The 17,243-nt window shown below is 41.5% G+C and carries 15 protein-coding genes; 11 read left to right on the forward strand and 4 right to left on the reverse strand.

The annotated features are described in order from the left end of the window. The first annotated feature begins 277 nt into the window (after positions 1–277). Positions 278–3,508 (forward strand): zinc-dependent metalloprotease family protein, encoded by a 3,231-nt coding sequence (locus AC0L6H_RS05665; protein ID WP_473393109.1) that lies wholly within the window; start codon positions 278–280, stop codon positions 3,506–3,508. A 205-nt stretch (positions 3,509–3,713) separates the two neighbouring features. Next, entirely contained in the window at positions 3,714–5,666 is a 1,953-nt protein-coding gene (locus AC0L6H_RS05670) for a glycoside hydrolase family 97 protein (protein ID WP_473393110.1), read from the forward strand. A gap of 125 nt (positions 5,667–5,791) precedes the next feature. On the opposite strand, the gene AC0L6H_RS05675 is transcribed toward AC0L6H_RS05670, so the two are convergent. The 3 genes from AC0L6H_RS05675 to AC0L6H_RS05685 form a co-directional block, all read right to left on the reverse strand. Then, complete coding sequence (locus tag AC0L6H_RS05675) at positions 5,792–8,044, reverse strand: CHRD domain-containing protein (RefSeq protein WP_473393111.1); 2,253 nt, start codon at positions 8,042–8,044, stop codon at positions 5,792–5,794. Between the two features lie 208 nt (positions 8,045–8,252). Continuing rightward, a complete protein-coding gene (locus AC0L6H_RS05680; RefSeq protein ID WP_473393113.1) occupies positions 8,253–8,636 on the reverse strand; it encodes a hypothetical protein in 384 nt (127 codons plus the stop codon). A 1-nt stretch (position 8,637) separates the two neighbouring features. Further along, positions 8,638–8,730, reverse strand: coding sequence for a type II toxin-antitoxin system VapB family antitoxin (locus tag AC0L6H_RS05685; RefSeq protein ID WP_473393114.1), 93 nt, complete (start codon positions 8,728–8,730; stop codon positions 8,638–8,640). Positions 8,731–8,887: 157 nt separating this feature from the next. Here AC0L6H_RS05685 and AC0L6H_RS05690 point away from each other — a divergent pair, with 157 nt between their 5' ends. The 6 genes from AC0L6H_RS05690 (at position 8,888) to AC0L6H_RS05715 (ending at position 12,034) form a co-directional block, all read left to right on the forward strand. Then, the gene (locus AC0L6H_RS05690; RefSeq protein WP_473393115.1) at positions 8,888–9,316 is read left to right on the forward strand and encodes a DUF1493 family protein; all 429 of its coding nucleotides are present in this window, start codon (positions 8,888–8,890) and stop codon (positions 9,314–9,316) included. Positions 9,317–9,345: 29 nt separating this feature from the next. Then, on the forward strand, positions 9,346–9,591 hold the full coding sequence (locus AC0L6H_RS05695; RefSeq protein ID WP_473393116.1) for a hypothetical protein: 246 nt from the start codon (positions 9,346–9,348) through the stop codon (positions 9,589–9,591). A 203-nt stretch (positions 9,592–9,794) separates the two neighbouring features. After that, entirely contained in the window at positions 9,795–10,367 is a 573-nt protein-coding gene (locus tag AC0L6H_RS05700; RefSeq protein WP_473393118.1) for a hypothetical protein, read from the forward strand. Next, a complete protein-coding gene (locus AC0L6H_RS05705; RefSeq protein ID WP_473394470.1) occupies positions 10,354–10,692 on the forward strand; it encodes a hypothetical protein in 339 nt (112 codons plus the stop codon). The genes AC0L6H_RS05700 and AC0L6H_RS05705 overlap by 14 nt, the downstream gene beginning before the upstream one ends. A 31-nt stretch (positions 10,693–10,723) precedes the next feature. Continuing rightward, a complete protein-coding gene (locus AC0L6H_RS05710) occupies positions 10,724–11,131 on the forward strand; it encodes a putative signal transducing protein (RefSeq protein ID WP_473393119.1) in 408 nt (135 codons plus the stop codon). 120 nt (positions 11,132–11,251) lie between these two features. Continuing rightward, positions 11,252–12,034, forward strand: a complete 783-nt coding sequence (locus tag AC0L6H_RS05715) for an MBL fold metallo-hydrolase (RefSeq protein ID WP_473393120.1) — start codon at positions 11,252–11,254, stop codon at positions 12,032–12,034. A gap of 4 nt (positions 12,035–12,038) precedes the next feature. Here AC0L6H_RS05715 and AC0L6H_RS05720 read toward each other — a convergent pair whose 3' ends face one another. Continuing rightward, on the reverse strand, positions 12,039–13,628 hold the full coding sequence (locus AC0L6H_RS05720) for a hypothetical protein (protein ID WP_473393122.1): 1,590 nt from the start codon (positions 13,626–13,628) through the stop codon (positions 12,039–12,041). Positions 13,629–13,913: 285 nt separating this feature from the next. Here AC0L6H_RS05720 and AC0L6H_RS05725 point away from each other — a divergent pair, with 285 nt between their 5' ends. From AC0L6H_RS05725 to AC0L6H_RS05735, 3 genes are all read left to right on the forward strand, one after another. Further along, positions 13,914–14,810: an MFS transporter gene (locus tag AC0L6H_RS05725; protein ID WP_473393123.1), complete on the forward strand. Its 897-nt coding sequence runs from the start codon at positions 13,914–13,916 to the stop codon at positions 14,808–14,810. An 8-nt stretch (positions 14,811–14,818) separates the two neighbouring features. After that, on the forward strand, positions 14,819–15,319 hold the full coding sequence (locus AC0L6H_RS05730) for an MFS transporter (protein ID WP_473394472.1): 501 nt from the start codon (positions 14,819–14,821) through the stop codon (positions 15,317–15,319). A 168-nt stretch (positions 15,320–15,487) separates the two neighbouring features. Continuing rightward, entirely contained in the window at positions 15,488–17,176 is a 1,689-nt protein-coding gene (locus AC0L6H_RS05735) for a glycoside hydrolase family 13 protein (protein ID WP_473393124.1), read from the forward strand. Positions 17,177–17,243 lie beyond the last annotated feature (67 nt).

Raw genomic sequence — 17,243 nt, forward strand, 5'->3', positions numbered from 1 at the left:
AACAGGTGATTATAGATTTCGATTCGTCGTCGTTAATGGCTAAGGTAAGCTCAACAGTATCTAAGACAGACAACTTTTATACCATTAGTATCAAATCAATACCCTATACAGCACTAATATAGTCAATTATGAAACAACTAACGATGTTTTGCACAGGCGCGTTTTACAACATCCATACTCTTGGCGGATGTGATTGACGGATATTATGCGGTAGTAATCCTTGTAAATAAAGGATGTAAGCAAAGCAAAAAATACAATTTGGAAGGTTGCGTTTTACATGTTGAAAGTATTGTCTTTGTCTTTTATTTCCTTATCGCTGTTAGGTGCGAGCTATTCGGCTACCGCTCAAGATGGTGATGTGTTCGTAACAAGCTCATTTGCCAATACTCCCTTTGTAGAACCATTAGTTGAACAAATCATAGCAAAGTCATCTCAATATGAAATCGGCAAAATAAGCTTTAGTCGAGTCGGTCAAGTGTCAGATAGCTTGCCTAACATTTACTACATTGGTAGCGATGGCATTTCAAGCTTATTGGTAAAAGATGCAGGCCCCGATTTTAGCGCTCTGCTTAATTACAAAGGGCGAAGCTATAAACTTACCGCCACCACCGTGACGGTGCTAGTTGATGAATTTAGTAAAACCGAAGCGCAAGAAACAGATGGTATTGACGAGCACCCCAATGCTATTGCAACCTTTAGCAATTCGCAAAATTCAACCAGTGCCTTCTATGAAAGCTATCAAATGAGCCAAAACCTAGGCTCAAAAAGTACTCAGAGTATACAAGACACCCCAGCCTTTTATCAGCACTTCGACACCAACGCACTCAAAAAGGTGCGTGTAGTGGTGTCTGAAAATGCGATTATCGAAGAGCTTGAGAATTATGGTGAGTTTAATTTCACTAGCCTTCATCAGCGTATTCAAAGCGGTATTGACTTTGCCAACCTCGCCTTGGTGACAAGTGGTATTGAAGCTTTGCAAATTGAAGCCAGTGAAATTGTTGTCCAGCGTTTGCCTAAAGACTACGTAGGTAGTGTGATTGAAGAGGATACTTATAAGCGTATTGCTTTTCCGTCTTGGGGTGAAAGTGATGCAACTTTTCAGATGACCGCGCTGGCCTTAACCCAAAATCATGCTGATATTATTTATAATTTAGGGGCGCGTAACTTATTTCGTGATAATACCTGTGGCTTTGCAACCGTTGGCGTAAATGGGACAAAGTCAGAAACACTAAGTTATTCGACCGATCATACGTATCCTATTGCCATTACCGTTAAGAGAGGTTGTGAAACAGGACGCACGCCGGTACATGAGTTTGGCCACACAATTGGTTTAAATCACGAACGCAATAATAAGGCCGGTACTTATGTTGCGGGCGAGTCAGTGCCTTATACGCATAATTTTGGTTTTACTTCGCTTGACGAGTCAGCCTATTCAATCATGAGTTATGGTTTGGCCTGTCAAGATGCCTACCCGCAAATTGCCTGCAAACGCGCCAACTTCTTCAGTTCGCCCGATATGACCTACGGCAATAGTGCCTTTGGTATTGCCAAACCCGATCCAGAAGCCGCTGATGCCGTCAGGTTTTTAAACGACGCCTGGGCCTTGCGATTCAGCAATACAATTAATCCCATGACCATTAGTCCTGAACCCTTGGGTGGTTTTACCATCACTTGGGAAGCAAAAGACATTCAGCCCGAAAGCCAAGTACTGGTGTTGTCGGCAAGTTCGCATTCAAGATACAACTATGTGCTCGATAACAATGCTGTTTTCAATCATGAGAAATTTGAAATTCCACTGATGACCAATCAAACAAGTTATACTTTTAGTCATCAGCAAATGCAGGAGTTAGGCTTAGAAAAAAGCCTTTACGATACGGTAAGTATATTTACTGGCCATATTAATAAATACGACGATATTATTCCCAATCTACACGCCCAATTGCACGCAGGAAAGAGCTTGTTAAGCGTTGCCGATAATGCGCAAAGTGCGCTTTTAATGATCGATGGCGAAAACGTAAAAGCCCCCCAAGCTGGCGACACTGTAACTTTCACCTTTGACGCAAGTGGAATTAACAATTTTAGTATTGATGATCTAAAATTGATGACCATTCTTGACTCCCAATATAACTCACGTTTTACCACTGCTGTGAGCAAGCGTGAATATAATCCTACTAATCCTATGCTTGATTTTGTTGACTATGAGCTAGTCAGCGTTGCTGAAAATAAGGTTGAATTACGCCTTAGCCTTAGCAGTGACTATCGTGATTATGTGGGCTATTTAAGCAATCGTGAAACAAGCAACTACAAGTTACCTATTGTGGGTTTTTATTTAGACTATTCGAGCAATCAAAATGGCGTCTATCAACAAACAAAAGGACAAGAAGTGGGGCTTGATTTACGTAATGCATTAGATGTGTTCCCATTTATTCAAGCCGAGTCTTTTGCACACGTTATTGATAACGACAGAGTAATTCCCTTATCTGTTGTATTTAGTAGTACGCAAGAAATTATGCCTAGTGATGTCAATGCTATAGTTGAGGCCTCAAGCTCATATGAAATAGGTAATGTCATTACTACGTGGAAACAATTAGCAAATAAAGACGGTAAGTTTCAATATGCAGTGACTTTAGAAAACCCCGATGCTATTGATGATGAAGGTGACGCTTATGCCTCGGTTAGTTTTGGTTTGAAAAGTGTGAATTTGTTTTCGACATCGATGGTGATTGCGAGCGACAAATTAATGTTCGAAAACGACAGCACAAGTACCGTGAAAGTGAGTTCGCAGCGCGAGACACCGCTTAGTTTTACTTTAAACAACTTACCTCAAGGTGACTACGATATACTTCTTTCGTTATCGACAAATGACGCCACCGACACGCAAACGCCAATCGCGGCAGCGCTTAGTCGTGTTAATGAAGAGCAGGGTGTATTGAGCTTTATGTTTGACCCTGACTTGCTAAATAAACCTGAACAAGTTCGTCTTACAATAAGCCTAGACGAAGGCGACAGTGCACAATCTGCGAGCCATTGGCTTGATATTCACTACAACAATATTCCGCGTATTTACGCTGAACAAACTAAGTTTAGCGCTAAGCCCGGCGATACCGTGAATATTCCTTTTCCGGCTGTAGATGATCCCGACGATGCAGACCTTGAAGTATCATGGGCAAAAACAGACGACGCGCCTTCGTTTGGAGCAACAAACACAGCTTTGCAAATCGCTATCGGCGACAATACCCAAGCAAATACAAGCTACCAATACACATTTGAAGTTTCAGATGGAATTGATACTACGCAACAAACCTTCGTTGTGGATATTGACGCATCACCGCAAAGCAGCAGTACGAACGATAGTTCCACTACAACTAGCACTGCAAGTAGCACAACAAGTGCACAAGCGCCGGCTAGCTCAGAACCCAGTGGCGGCGGCAGCTTAGGAATTCTAAGTGTAAGTCTGTTACTTCCTATTTCGTGGTATAGACGCAGATTGGATGGGAAAAAACTGTAAAATTTCAATGTAGACAGCCATAATTTTCGCCTCAACTAGATTGTAAGTAGGTGAGGCGTATGAACGACAGACTTATTTCTTTGTTCAATTTGACTTCAATTAAGAACTCATTGATTATCAACTTTTTATTCGCATGCGCTGACAAAACGCGCTGAATCAGAAAGTTGAAAAGCATCAAATGAAAATATTCAAAAAAAGTGTGGCTATGTCGCAGAAAACACATTGTAGATTACGCAGAAACGCAATGTGTAGATTTATCCCAAGAATACTACTGCTACTACTTCTATGTATGAATGCACTTTTCGCAAATGCGAAACAGTTTGAATTGACATCGCCTGATAAATTAGGGCTTGCAAAAGTTGAGTTTGAAGCTGGGAAGCTTTCGTATAGTTATTCTAAAAATGGGACTCAAGTCATTCTAAAGTCGTTAATGGGCCTTGAGATTGACCAATTAGACCTACAAAACTCAGCAGTAGTTGATGCAATAACAAAATCAAGTTCGACTAGTTGGAAGCCCCTTTGGGGCACGCAAGAAATCTATCCCGACGTATACAATACTTTGGTGTTGCACCTGCTCGACAACAAGAGTAATGCGACCATAAAGGTACATCTTAGAATGTACGACCAAGGGTTAGCATTTAAATACGAGGTAGATTTAGGCCTTTCGAAAGTGAGCAAAGTAGTAAAAGAGCTGACCGAGTTTAACTTGCCCAAGCAATCCACAAGCTGGATACTGAATCACCCGTGGGGGAAAAAATATAAAAGTAAGGTTTCTACCGATAAGATTAAAGGAGCGAGGCTTCCTTTATTAAGTCAATCACCTAGCGATCAATATGTATTTATTACTGAAGCGTCTCTATACCGTTATGGGGCGCTGAGCCTATCTGCAATTAATAACACTACACTGAGCGCTGACATTATTGGTAAAGAAGTACAGTTTGAAAAGCACCTTTCCACCCCATGGCGCTTAGTAATGGCCGCCCAACATCCCGCCTATTTTATCGAAAACAGTTTTTTGATTCAAAACTTGAACGAAGCCTCAAAAATAAAAGATACCACTTGGATACAGCTAGGGATCAGTACGTGGGATTGGCGAACTAGAGGAGCCAATGAAAATGGGTTTACGTATCAGCTAAATACCGAAAGCATGGTTCGGCTAATTGATAAGACGGGAATGCTTGGTCTACCTTACTTCATGATTGATGCAGGGTGGTATGGTGAGGAACATAAAAAAGAATCTAATCCCTTAACTACGATTTCTCAGATAGATATGCCCGAAATTTTGCAAGCGGCCAAGGAGAAGAATGTCGGTATTTGGTTATACATCAATCTCGCTGCATTCGAAGAACACGACATGGACGCAATACTTTCACAATACAAAAACTGGGGCATTGTGGGCATAAAACTTGGTTTCTTAAGAAGAAGCGATCAAGCCGCAGTTGAGTTTTTGCAAATTCTGCTTGAAAAGACTGCTAAGTATAAGCTCATGCTTAATTGTCATGAATGTATTATTCCATCTGGGATAGAGCGTACTTGGCCGCATTTTCTAACAAGAGAATATAATCATTCACTTCAGGATGGCTCATACATTGCCTCGCCAATAGATCATACCGTGACGCCATTTTTAAATAATGTTGCCGGCCCCATTGATGTAACACCAGGTTTTTTTGACATAGACAAAATTGAGGAGCGGCTCTATGTTAAAGCGCCTTTGAGATCGACAGTAGTAGCACAAACGGCTATGGCGCTAACGTATTTTTCACCCGTATTATGTTTACCAGACATTCCAGAAGCTTATCAGAGAAAGCCTGCGCTATTTGAATTTATCAAAAGTTTACCGCTTAGTTATGATGAATCCAAAGTATTGCTGGGAGACATTGGTGAGGTGTTTATCGTCGCGCGAAGAAAAGGAGAGACGTGGTGGATTGCTGGCCTAGCAAACGAGTCTGGCGCAAGTTTAGCGCTTCCGTTGGCATTTTTGAAAGAAGGTGTTTATCAAGGCACGCTTTATGAAGACGGAGAAGATACAACTTGGGAAAAGAACAGGGAAAGTTATACCAGTGAAAAATTAACTGTCAGTTCAGGCAAAAGCTTACAATTGAATATTGCTAAGGGTGGTGGATTTGTTGTGAGGCTAACGCCGGTAGTCGATGAGTAGTATGTAAATGAAAGGCGCGACTCTTGCGAGTTCCGCGCCTATTCATAAAATTAAAGTGTGAGTGGCATAAGTAAATCGGGTTAATTTGTTTTTACTTATATCCAGCTAACATACCGAAAATAGCTTTACTCTATTTGCCCTCTTAACTCGCCACCAGGGTTAGCCGGTGTGTGTATGTTTACGTAATGACCTCCACTAGCTAGCACGCCAAATATTGTTTCGTTTAACTCGGCATCAGCTGCTGTCATCCATATTCCTGGATCATCCATTGATTGCTCAAGACCAACTAATACTGGGCCATTTTTGCCGCTTACACCGGTATGGATGTGCGCCATCGTTGCGTCGTCTACACCTTCAGTAATCGCAGTGAGTTCTACCGCGTATCCGTTTGTGTTTACAAGCGCATAACCATCGCCACTCGCTGACGTTGTTACAGCCGGCACTTCTTGCAAGCCACTTAAAGGGAAGGTTATTAACACGAAGTTGTCAGTCAAGATTTGACCACGCAGCTCGCCACTAGGGTTTGCAGGTGTGTGTATATTGACGTAATGACCACCGCCGGCCAATACACCAAAGATAGTTGCGTCAATTGCGGTGTCGGCAGGTGTCATCCACATTCCCATATCATCCATTGATTGCTCAAGAGCGACCAATACTGGGCCATTGTTACCAACACGGCCGGTGTGAATATGCGCCATAGTGGCATCGTCAACGCCTTCGGTAACTACCGCAAGCTCAAGGCCATAGTCATTAGTATCAACCAGCGCATAACCGCTGCCTGATGCCGATGTTGTTACCGCTGGAACTTCTTGTGAACCACTTAAGCCAAAGGTCACAATCACAAAGTTGTCAGTTAAGATTTGACCACGCAATTCACCGCTTGGATTTGCAGGCGTGTGCACATTCACGTAATGTCCACCACTGGCTAATACTGCGAAGGTTGCCTCGTCTAGCATGATATCTGGTGGTGTCATCCACACACCCGCATCGTCCATTGACTGCTCGAGGGCAACTAATACCGACCCATTGTTACCAATACGCCCAGTGTGAATATGTGCCATGGTGGCATCGTCTACGCCGTTTGTAACCACTGTTAGTTCTACAGCATAATCATTGGTATTGACCAGTGCATAACCGCTGCCTGATGCCGCTGTTGTTACTGCAGGGACTTCTTGCGAGCCACTAAGCGCAAACGTCGCTAAGGCAAAATTATCTGTTAATATTTGACCACGCAGCTCACCACTAGGGTTTGCAGGTGTGTGTACATTTATATAGTGACCACCTCCGGCCAGTATGCCAAAGATCGTTTCATCAATTGCGGTGTCGGCAGGTGCCATCCACATTCCCATATCATCCATTGATTGCTCAAGAGCGACCAATACTGGGCCATTGTTACCAACACGCCCGGTGTGAATATGCGCCATAGTGGTATCGTCTACGCCTTCGGTAACTACCGCAAGCTCAAGGCCATAGTCATTGGTATCGACTAGCGCATAACCGCTGCCTGATGCCGATGTTGTTACCGCTGGCACTTCTTGTGAACCGCTTAAGCCAAAGGTCACAAGTGCAAAGTTGTCAGTTAAGATTTGACCGCGCAATTCACCGCTTGGATTTGCAGGCGTGTGCACATTTACATAATGTCCACCGCTGGCTAATATGCCAAACGTAGCCTCGTCGATGGCTAAATCGTCAGGACTAAACCACACGCCAACTTCCGAATCGTCAGTTTCTAATGCAGCTAAAACAGAGCCATTGTTGCCTATGCGACCTGTATGGATATGCGCCATGGTGGCATCGTCTACGCCATTGGTGTACACCACTAAGTCAACATCATAATCTGCAGTATCTACGGTGGCATAGGCGTATCCGCTAGCACTAGTAGAAACGGCTGGCACTTCTTGGCTTCCAGATAAATCAAAAGTGACTATTGCTGTAGTAGCGTTAACTATTTGCCCGCGCACTTCGCCGTGAGGAAAGTCACTGGTGTGCACGTTGATGTACCATTCACCATCTTTGAGGTCGTCAATTAAATCTGCTGTAAGTGCAGTTTCGCCTAAAACGTATGTGCCGCTTGCACCTTCTGTTAATGGAAATGCAACGTCTCCATTTCTACCGATATCGCCATCATGAACATGTACAGCGCTTACACCGCTTATCATCGAAACATCAACTGAAACCTGAAATGCCATTAAGGTCTCGTCTAACTCTACCGTTGCTGATGCTACTTGGGCTGAGTCGTTTGTTGGCACTTGTTGCATGCCATTTAAGGATACTGTATACGTGGTTGAAGCGCTAAACGCAGGAGGAATTATTTCTTCTTGCATCGGCTCTGGATCATTATCACTGTCTAAACAACCCGCTAAGACGGCCGCAGACATGAGTAAAAGTACTAGTTTTTTGATAACGTTGTCCTGTAATGTAGGATTTAACTTACAAAAATTTATACTTCTACTAACATTTCACAGGGCAATTCTTTTTATTAAGATTATTTAATGTTTGATATTTTTGTGACAAGAATTGTTTTGAGTAAACAACAAGCTTTGTTTGACCGTAGTCGCATGAGCAAGCATCCGACGGTTCTATTGTTTATCCATCGGGTCGCTGCTGGCTTTTGATTTCATTATATTCACCTCTAAGTGCCAACAGAAAAAATAAAGCGATAATAAGCCAGTATAGGCTGCTTACGATGTCTGATAGTCCTTGTGATATTAAATTGGCAATAGCAGTAATAATGAGTACTACCATCTCGATACTTCCTAAAAAAACAGCCCATAATTTTTGCCGGCTCAAGCCATAAACGATGGATGCATTTGTTACTGCAATCGCTATTGAAGACGAAGAGAAAATAGCCACGTTGATACCAGCATGACTAGCCAAGAGAATATCTATGAAGATTCCCATATGTGCCAAAACGGCAACGATAACGGCGAATAATGTTAAGAAACAAAATGCTAAGGTTACTCCTTTCAAACTAAGCTCCAAATGCTTCTTTTTTAGTTTTTAAACCAGTTGCACTGATTGCGTCAGCCATTAATACATTGTCAATTACAATGGTAGTTTTCATATTGCACCTGTGTGTAAGTAATGGTATGTTTTTGAACATGATAGCAAAGTAGAAAACATACCAAGCTATTAAATAGTGATAAAAAACTTGCTGTCTATTCGCTTCGCTCAATTTTAGCCCACAAATATGTCCCCGTTAATCGGACGTAATATACCAAATGAATATTGAAGAAATATACGAGTTTCTCGTCCATAAAGAAGCCGTAAAAAGCTCAAACTTGCACCCAGAGCCGGATTTTGTAGATGAACTCGGTATAGAGGGTGATGATTTTTCTGAAACGATAGATCTGTTTGCTGAAAAGTATAAAGTAGATATGAGAGGGTATTGTTGGTACTTTCATCATGGTGAAGAGGGTTGGAATCTAGGCGCGTTATTTTTTAAACCTCCGTATGCTCAAGTGCAGAGAATACGTGTTACCCCAAGCTTATTACTTGAAGCAGCAAGAACAAAGCTATGGCCGGTATCTTATCCAGAGCATCAAATTCGTGAAGGGCGCCCAGATATAACATTTAACAAGATATTGTTCGGTGGTATTGGCATTCTAGGCACATTATTGTCGTTAATTAATATTTTTGTTTCGGCTTAAATTATTGGCAGCATTGAAAGGAGGCCTGTATGTACCGTAAAGCGTTATCTTATAGTTTAATAGCTATAATTCTTGTAGGTGTCCTTTTTATGATTATACCTTTTACAGCCTCATTACGGCCAACTGCAGATGCTTTGCACAGAGCTCCACATATTGATCTTAGTTCTATGAAAAAAGACCAAGGTGCAGAATTGGTAGTTCCTCAGTTTAAACTTCACATTTCCAAATTAGATAATAATAAAATAAATGGGGTACAGAAATACCAAACTTATTAATACCCAAATATAAAATAGTAGCTGAACAATTTATTTTTGTAGGCATGTAATGCGAACAGGTTACTAGATAGAAAGCGTTATGCTTGGCTCAGTGAATCGTACTCAATTTTAACCAAGACTTCCCGGTCTTTAATTAAGTGTGATTTACGAATTGAGAATTTTGATGGTATGACTTTAAAAACAAATAAATTTTACGGTTAATTATGACTCATGTTATTGGGACAATAGAACCTCTTAAGAAGCTGAAAGAGACATTAAATAAAAATGGTATCACCAGATTTAATTCTATAGGCGAAATTAACAACTTTTTAAAGAACTATGAGTTGGAAAAAGAAGAAATCCCTAGTATCGCTAAATTAGCATTAGATAAAGACATAAAAAACCTAGAAGAAACGGAAAAACAGTATGTAGCAAAAAGTACTGCAAATTTATTTAACAAAATATTTTATTTTCTAAAAATAAATTCAGTACACCGAAGAAAAGTATACCTAGAAAATAACTATGAAGATGTCTTGTCGGTTAGACGGACTAGCATGCATAAAAAACTAGTCTTTACTAAAGAAGTGGTTGACGGCCTCTACTCACTGATAGCTGGAGCAGTTGGAGAAAATTCGACTGTAAAAGAATTAGAAAAGCTATCCAATGAATACTATTTGATTAATGACTATTCAATTAAATTTGATCGGCCTATTTTCAATAAACGAGACAACGACAAAATATTTAGTATTCAAATAGAATCATCTGCTAATTTGCAAATCGGGTATTTTTGTTCTTGAAACCAAAAACTGGAGCAACAAATCAATAAACAATCTTGACTTAAGATCTCCTATTGAACAGATTTCAAGAACTAGCTATGCGTTGTTTGTCTTGTTGAATAGCAAGTCAAACATTGGCCTCAATCGCCATCACTGGGGTAATACAAGAATACCGATAAGGAATATCATTGTAATGACCAAAGTTAAGCCGAAAGAAGAATTTAAACACATTAAAGTATTAACATTAAATGAGTTAAACGGATACATACAGTACTTTGATAATATATATAGTAGCGAAGAAGTTGAGTATATATTCAATTATTTAAAGCGCTGCTGTACCTCTTAGTTAAAGTGCACGCACACAGGGAACAGTTTGAATGTCTATTGTTACGGTTGGTTCTTTTGATGATGCATTGTTAGCACATATTGCTAAGGGTAGGCTAGAAGCTGAAGGAGTAATATCGTACGTGGCGGACGAACACTATATATGGGCAAACTGGTCCATGTCTTATGCTCTTGGTGGCGTAAAAGTTCAAGTAAACAGAAATGATGCTGAGGCCGCAAAAGCGATTCTTGATAAGTTACGCTTTGGCGAATATGAAGATAATGTAGACTCGGATTTTAAAGTTGAAGTCTGCAAGGCTTGTGATGGCAAATTAGCTCGCGCAAATAATTACTGGCTAATTAGGCTTAGTCAGATTTTGGTATGTTGGGGCTGGGGTGTCGTTGTCCGAATTTACAGCAAAAAGCAGATTTGCAAAAAATGCGGCGTAGTCCAGCAATGACAATACTAAAAAGTAGGAAACGAACAGAAAATACACATATATCATTAAATAAATGAGTCATTCGCTAATGAAGTGTTGTACAGTATAACTGGTCTAATCAGTTGTTGAGTAAGTGATGTAATGAATATTCATGTTGTAAAAGGTTTCATCCAAAATATATTTTTGGTTGAATACCCCGATAAATGCATGCTGCTAGACGGCTGTTCTCGAGCCGATTTTGACACGCTGTCAGACTATTTCGACAAGCAATTAGGCCGGCCCTTGAGCGATCTGAAAGTGGTAGTGGTTACCCATATGCACCCAGACCACGCTGGATGCGCGCACTACTTAAGGCGTAAAACAGGCTGTAAAATTGTGTCATGTGACAAGCCCACCCAGTGGTATAAAGGTCTAACAGGCCGTTTTGCTCATATAACTGACATGTTTCTTGCGCTTTGGGTTGCTAGTAAAATGAAACGGCCAAAGCAGAATATTTGGTATCATCCCCATTTGCATCCTGATATTTGTTTAACAGACCTGCAAACAATTCCCGGCTTTGACGACTGGCAGGTGTTTGAAACCCCAGGACACACTGACCGTGACTTATCTATTATGCATCTTCCTTCTAAACGTATTTATGTAGGTGACCTTATCGTCAAAGTGAAAGGCAAGTTGTCACCCCCTTTTCCGGTGTACTTACCCGACGCTTATAAACGCTCTCTCAAGCGATTACAGTCATTAAACGTAAACTCGGTGATGATGGCCCACGTAGGCGAGCAGGCCTTAACCGCAGACGACTATTTGCACCTACTTCAACACGCACCCACTGAGCCTGAAACAAACAAACTAGCTATAATTAGAATGCTAAAGGGTAAGCTTTTTGGTCAACAGCTCGGTTTACGAGATAAGCCTAAACAGCAGTAAGCATTTACCTCGCTGCTTCTAAAAAGGCATCGGTGAGTTTAGGGCCCCTTTTGTCGGGATGTTTGTATTTTTTAAGTACCTGATAAAATGACTCTGAAATCTTGCTTTTGGTGAATTCAGCTTTTAGCCCATCACACTGCTGCGGAGTTATTGCTCCTAGCTTGGTGTTGCTTGGGAAATAACTAAAAGTGCCCTCGTTTGGCACAAACTGTAAAAAGCCGCGAGCATTAAAGAAATGTATTTCGTCTTCGCGACTATATTTTACCATCGATTCGCAGTTTTTAGGCCGCCAGTTAGGGCTATACATCCTAAGTTCCAAATTCGCGACATTTCGCCGTTCTCCAACCCGCGATTTTGACGCAAATAACGCCGACATCAAACAATCATATTCTGGAAAGTAAGCCATGCCCGGCAGCACGTCACCCGAGGCGTAGCCTGGCCATGCAATAATTTCGATCGTATTTCCATTTAAATCGCCTTTCCATGCGCCTTCTATACTTTTATAGTTCACGCCTTCAGTGCTGGTAAATGACTTTAGCGTTGTCGCTTTACTAGCACTTTCTTTATACAAAGCTGGGCACGACATTTCGACTTTCGCTTTTGCAGCTTCGATTTTACGTTGCTCAGCGTAGACCTTGATAGCATTTTTCCGCGAGGCTTTTGTCGCCTCAATAATATGAGCATACTTTTCCTTTTCCGCTGCTTCACGCGCTTGTCGCTGTTGTGCAAATACCCGATTAATAAAGGGCGGGGTGTTGTTATTGAATCGATAAAGGTTTTCGTAAACGGCGGCAACTTCTTCGCTATTGCACTGCCCAGATAAGGTGTCGCGCATAAACGCCACTGAGTCTACCGTCGCATTAATGACTTTCGCCGCACTCTCCCAAGGCATACGACCTTCTTTTTTGGCTTTCATTAAATCATTAAAATACGTAACAATCATGTCTGAGGCGAGCTCATCTTCATAGCGAATAAAACTAGGGTAGTATTTATTTGCGACTCTGACTTGAGAAATACTAGTGTCACCCTCCCACCAAATGTGGTTTTGATACTTCCATTGTGTAGATGTAATGGTACGTAGGGTGTAGTTCTGCAAGCCATTCCCACAAAAGGCCGAGTAGCCATATAAAAAATCTACATAGAAGCGTTTGAATAAGGGGCTTTTTGGAAGCGCAGAAAACTCACCATCGCGTAAAGACGAATAGATTTGTGAATATGCCGCAGAGTTTGGTGTTTTACCGTCGTTAGCCAGGCAGCTTAAGCTCTCGTCTTCTTTACATCGCTGGCAATGGCTATTACCCAATTGCACATAGCGCGCATAGCTGTTTGCTGGAGTTGATTTCGTACTAGCTTGTTTGCGGACTAAGGCATAATAATCGTTGGTGTACGTTTCCCAATCCTCGTCGCTAAGCAAGTCGGCATAATAATCGTTTTGACATTGGCACCACTGTTCATCGGCTTCGCTACCACTAAGTGTTGCTGCGGTCATGCAGGCGACTTTTAGGCTGTCGTCTCTGCTAGATTTGGCGTTGGCATGTTGGATGGCAAAAAGTGTAAACATCACTAATAAAGCAGATATAAAGCTTGTATTCATTAAAAAGAACCTCACGACAGGGAGCTTTTACAATAGTACAGATGTTGTACAGAGGCAATACAAGCGGCTCTTCAAATAAAGCATCAATTTATCCTCACATCTGTTCGCACTTCTCCCTGCAGGCAATGCCGAAAATTCATCACTTAAGGATTGCTTTTTCAAGCTTAATCGTTTAAGTTTTGTACTAAGTTAAATTTATGTAAACACACTGTGAAGAGCTAGAGCGCTTTTTACTTTTTTTTATTACTGAAGTTGAGTGCAAGCAAATTATTCCATTTAGGAGACATGATGACCACTAAAGCGGATTCATCACCACTTTCGTTTAAAGAAAAACTAGGCTACGGCTTAGGAGATATGGCATCAAATTTCTATTTGGGATTCTTTGGACTGTATTTACTTTATTACTACACCGATGTTTACGGCCTTGCCCCTGCTGCGGTGGGTTTAATGCTACTTATTTCAAAAATTACTGATGCGGTCAGCGACCCTGTCATGGGCTTAATAGGCGATCGTACCGAGTCACGTTGGGGAAAATATAGACCATACTTATTATGGGGCGCCATTCCCTATGGCTTGTTAGGTTGCGCAATATTCTTTGGCCCTAACTTTTCTGAAACCGGAAAACTGATTTACGCTTACGCGACCTACATTGGTGTGATGATCGCGTTTACAGTGATGAATGTACCTTACTCGGCCTTGTTAGCGGTTATTTCTCCCGTTGCAGAAGAGCGCACCAAAGCGACTACCTACCGTTTTATTTGTGCTGGGGCCGGTGGCTTGTTGGTCGCAATGTTTGCTACGCCGCTTGTAAACTACTTTGGTAGTGGTGACGATGTTGTTGGTTTCAGGCTTACCATTTTATTGTTTGCAGTAATATCGGTCTTACTGTTTTGGTTTACTTTTGCCGTTACTAAAGAGCGAATTAAACTTCCTAAACACGAGTCTTCAATTAAAGAAGATATGAAAGTGCTGCTAAAAAATGTGTCGTGGGTTGTTTTGGCTATTGCTTGTGTTGTGATTATTGTTGGCTTAGTCGCGCGCTTTGCGTCGGTTATTTTTTACGTGAAATACTATATGCAAGATGATGGCGAGGCAGTATTTCTATTCTTTGACCGCGTGGCTCTTTTTTCTTCACTGGGGCTTTTTGGGCAAATGGTAGGTGCATTTTGTACCCCTATTTAACTAAGTTAATGAGCAAGCACATGCTGGTTTTGTATATGTGCTTGCTGCACTCCTTGTTGCTAGTTATCGGCTACTTCATCCCGCCTGAAATGTACTGGTTTGCCGCTTTCTTAAACTTTTTGGGCATTGCTACTTTTGGTACTGTTATAACTTTACTCTTTGCCATGTTTACTGATTGTGCCGAATATGGTGAATGGCTAACAGGCAAACGCACCAGTGGCTTAACAGTATCTGCATCCATGTTCGCATTAAAAGTCGGCTCTGCAATGGGCGGCGCCATTCCCGCCTTCATACTTGGCTACCTAGGGTTTGTGGCAAACGAGGCGCTATCTGATTATGTAATTGATGGGATACGGGCAATGGCTACTTTGCTTCCTGCTGCGCTATTTGGCTTAGGTGGTTTATTGATGCTCTTCTATAAAATAGACAAAGACCTATTAGTTACAATTGAGCATGAACTCTTAAAACGTAGAGAAAACCAGCCGCTTAACGAAACGCTTGTTAATTAAATGATATAGATAGCGCCCATATTATGGACGCTATTAGCAACCTTACTTTCGCTCTCATCTTAATCGTTTAAGTTTGCGGTTTACTTTATTTAAAACGATAATTACACTACAACTCAACTCTTGTTTCTAGCTAACGATTCAATCGTTTAAACGCTGATAGGAATTCAAATGACACTACATTCTCAATCTAAAGATATATCTGCACTTCGCAAGTGGTGGAAGGAGCAAATTGTTTATCAAATATATCCACGCAGTTTTAAGGATGCGAGTGGCAATGGGGTAGGTGATTTACGCGGTATTATCGACAAGCTCGATTATATCGCAAGCTTAGGCGTAAATTCTGTATGGATTAATCCAATTTATGCTTCACCAAACGATGACAACGGTTACGATATTAGTGACTACCGTGCAATTATGACCGAATTTGGCAACATGTCGGACTTTGATGAATTACTGGCGGGCCTGCACAGTCGCGGGATTAAGTTCATTATGGACTTGGTGGTTAACCATACTAGTGACGAGCATACTTGGTTTGAACAATCCCGAGCCTCACGAGACAACCCATACCGTGACTATTATCATTGGTGGCCCGCTGAAAAGGGTAAGCCGAATAAGCGCTGGAGTTACTTTGATGAAAAAGGAGATGCTTGGAAATACGATGCACCGAGTGATTCTTACTATTTGCATTACTTTAGTGAAAAACAGCCTGATTTGAATTGGGAGAATCCCAAAGTACGTCAAGAAGTTTACGATATTATGAAGTTTTGGGCCGACAAAGGCGTAGATGGATTTAGGCTTGATGCGTTTCAATTTGTCTCAAAAGATACTAGCTTCCCTAAACTGCCTGATAGTTATGAAAATGATATCTCACAGATTATTAAATACCACGGTATGGGGGCTAATCTGCACGGCTATTTGCAGGAAATGTATGAGCAGGTACTGAGCAAATACGATGTTTTTGCGGTAAGTGAGGGCGCAGGTTCTACGTTTGAAGATGCGCATATGTTGGTTGACGAAGAGCGCAATGAATTGCAGATGGCTTACCATTTTGAGTGTGTAGACATGAACGTAGATGTGGATAATCCACACACCTTGCAGCAGTTCAAAGATGTGCATACACGCTGGGATGAGTCCTTTGCCGAAAAAGGCTGGATAGCAATCTATTTAGCGAACCATGACCAACCTCGTATGGTGTCGAAATTTGGTAACGATGCTCCTGAGTTTCGTGACGCTTCGGCAAAAATGCTCAACACTTTTATTTTAACTATGCGCGGCACGCCGTATTGTTATTTTGGGGATGAGTTGGGTATGACAAACATAGATTTTAGCGACATTGAGCAATATAAAGATGTTGCCGCTATTAATGGCTACAAAAAAGTTTTGCATGAGGGCAAGGATACCAGTCATTATTTACGCCACCTGCGCGCGTTTTCTCGCGATCATAGCCGTACACCAATGCAATGGAATGATTGCGCAAATAGTGGCTTTACAAGCGGTGAGCCTTGGCTACCGGTTAATGACAACTACGAATCTATCAATGTTGCAGCACAAGAGAGTGACGAAACGTCGGTATTACATCATTTTAGAAAACTAACCGCCTTGCGCAAAGCCCATGAAATCTTTGTATACGGTGACTACGAACTTTTATTGCCTGAACATGAACAAGTATATGCCTACCGAAGAACACTAAATGGTAAAGAAGTTGGTGTGCTTTTAAGTTTCTCCGAACATGAGCAGCGCATCGACGCTAGACCTTTTACGTCTATGCAGGCGCTATTAATTAATAACTATGATGAACTCAAGCGAAATAATGGAGAAATTGTATTAAAGCCATATCAGGCTGTTGTACTGGGCTAAAGAGTTCTTCGTAAACAAAAACAAAAATGCAGCCTATCGATAGGCTGCATTTTTCACTTCAAAGAAG

The sequence above is a fragment of the Glaciecola sp. G7-5 genome, assembly GCF_055808975.1.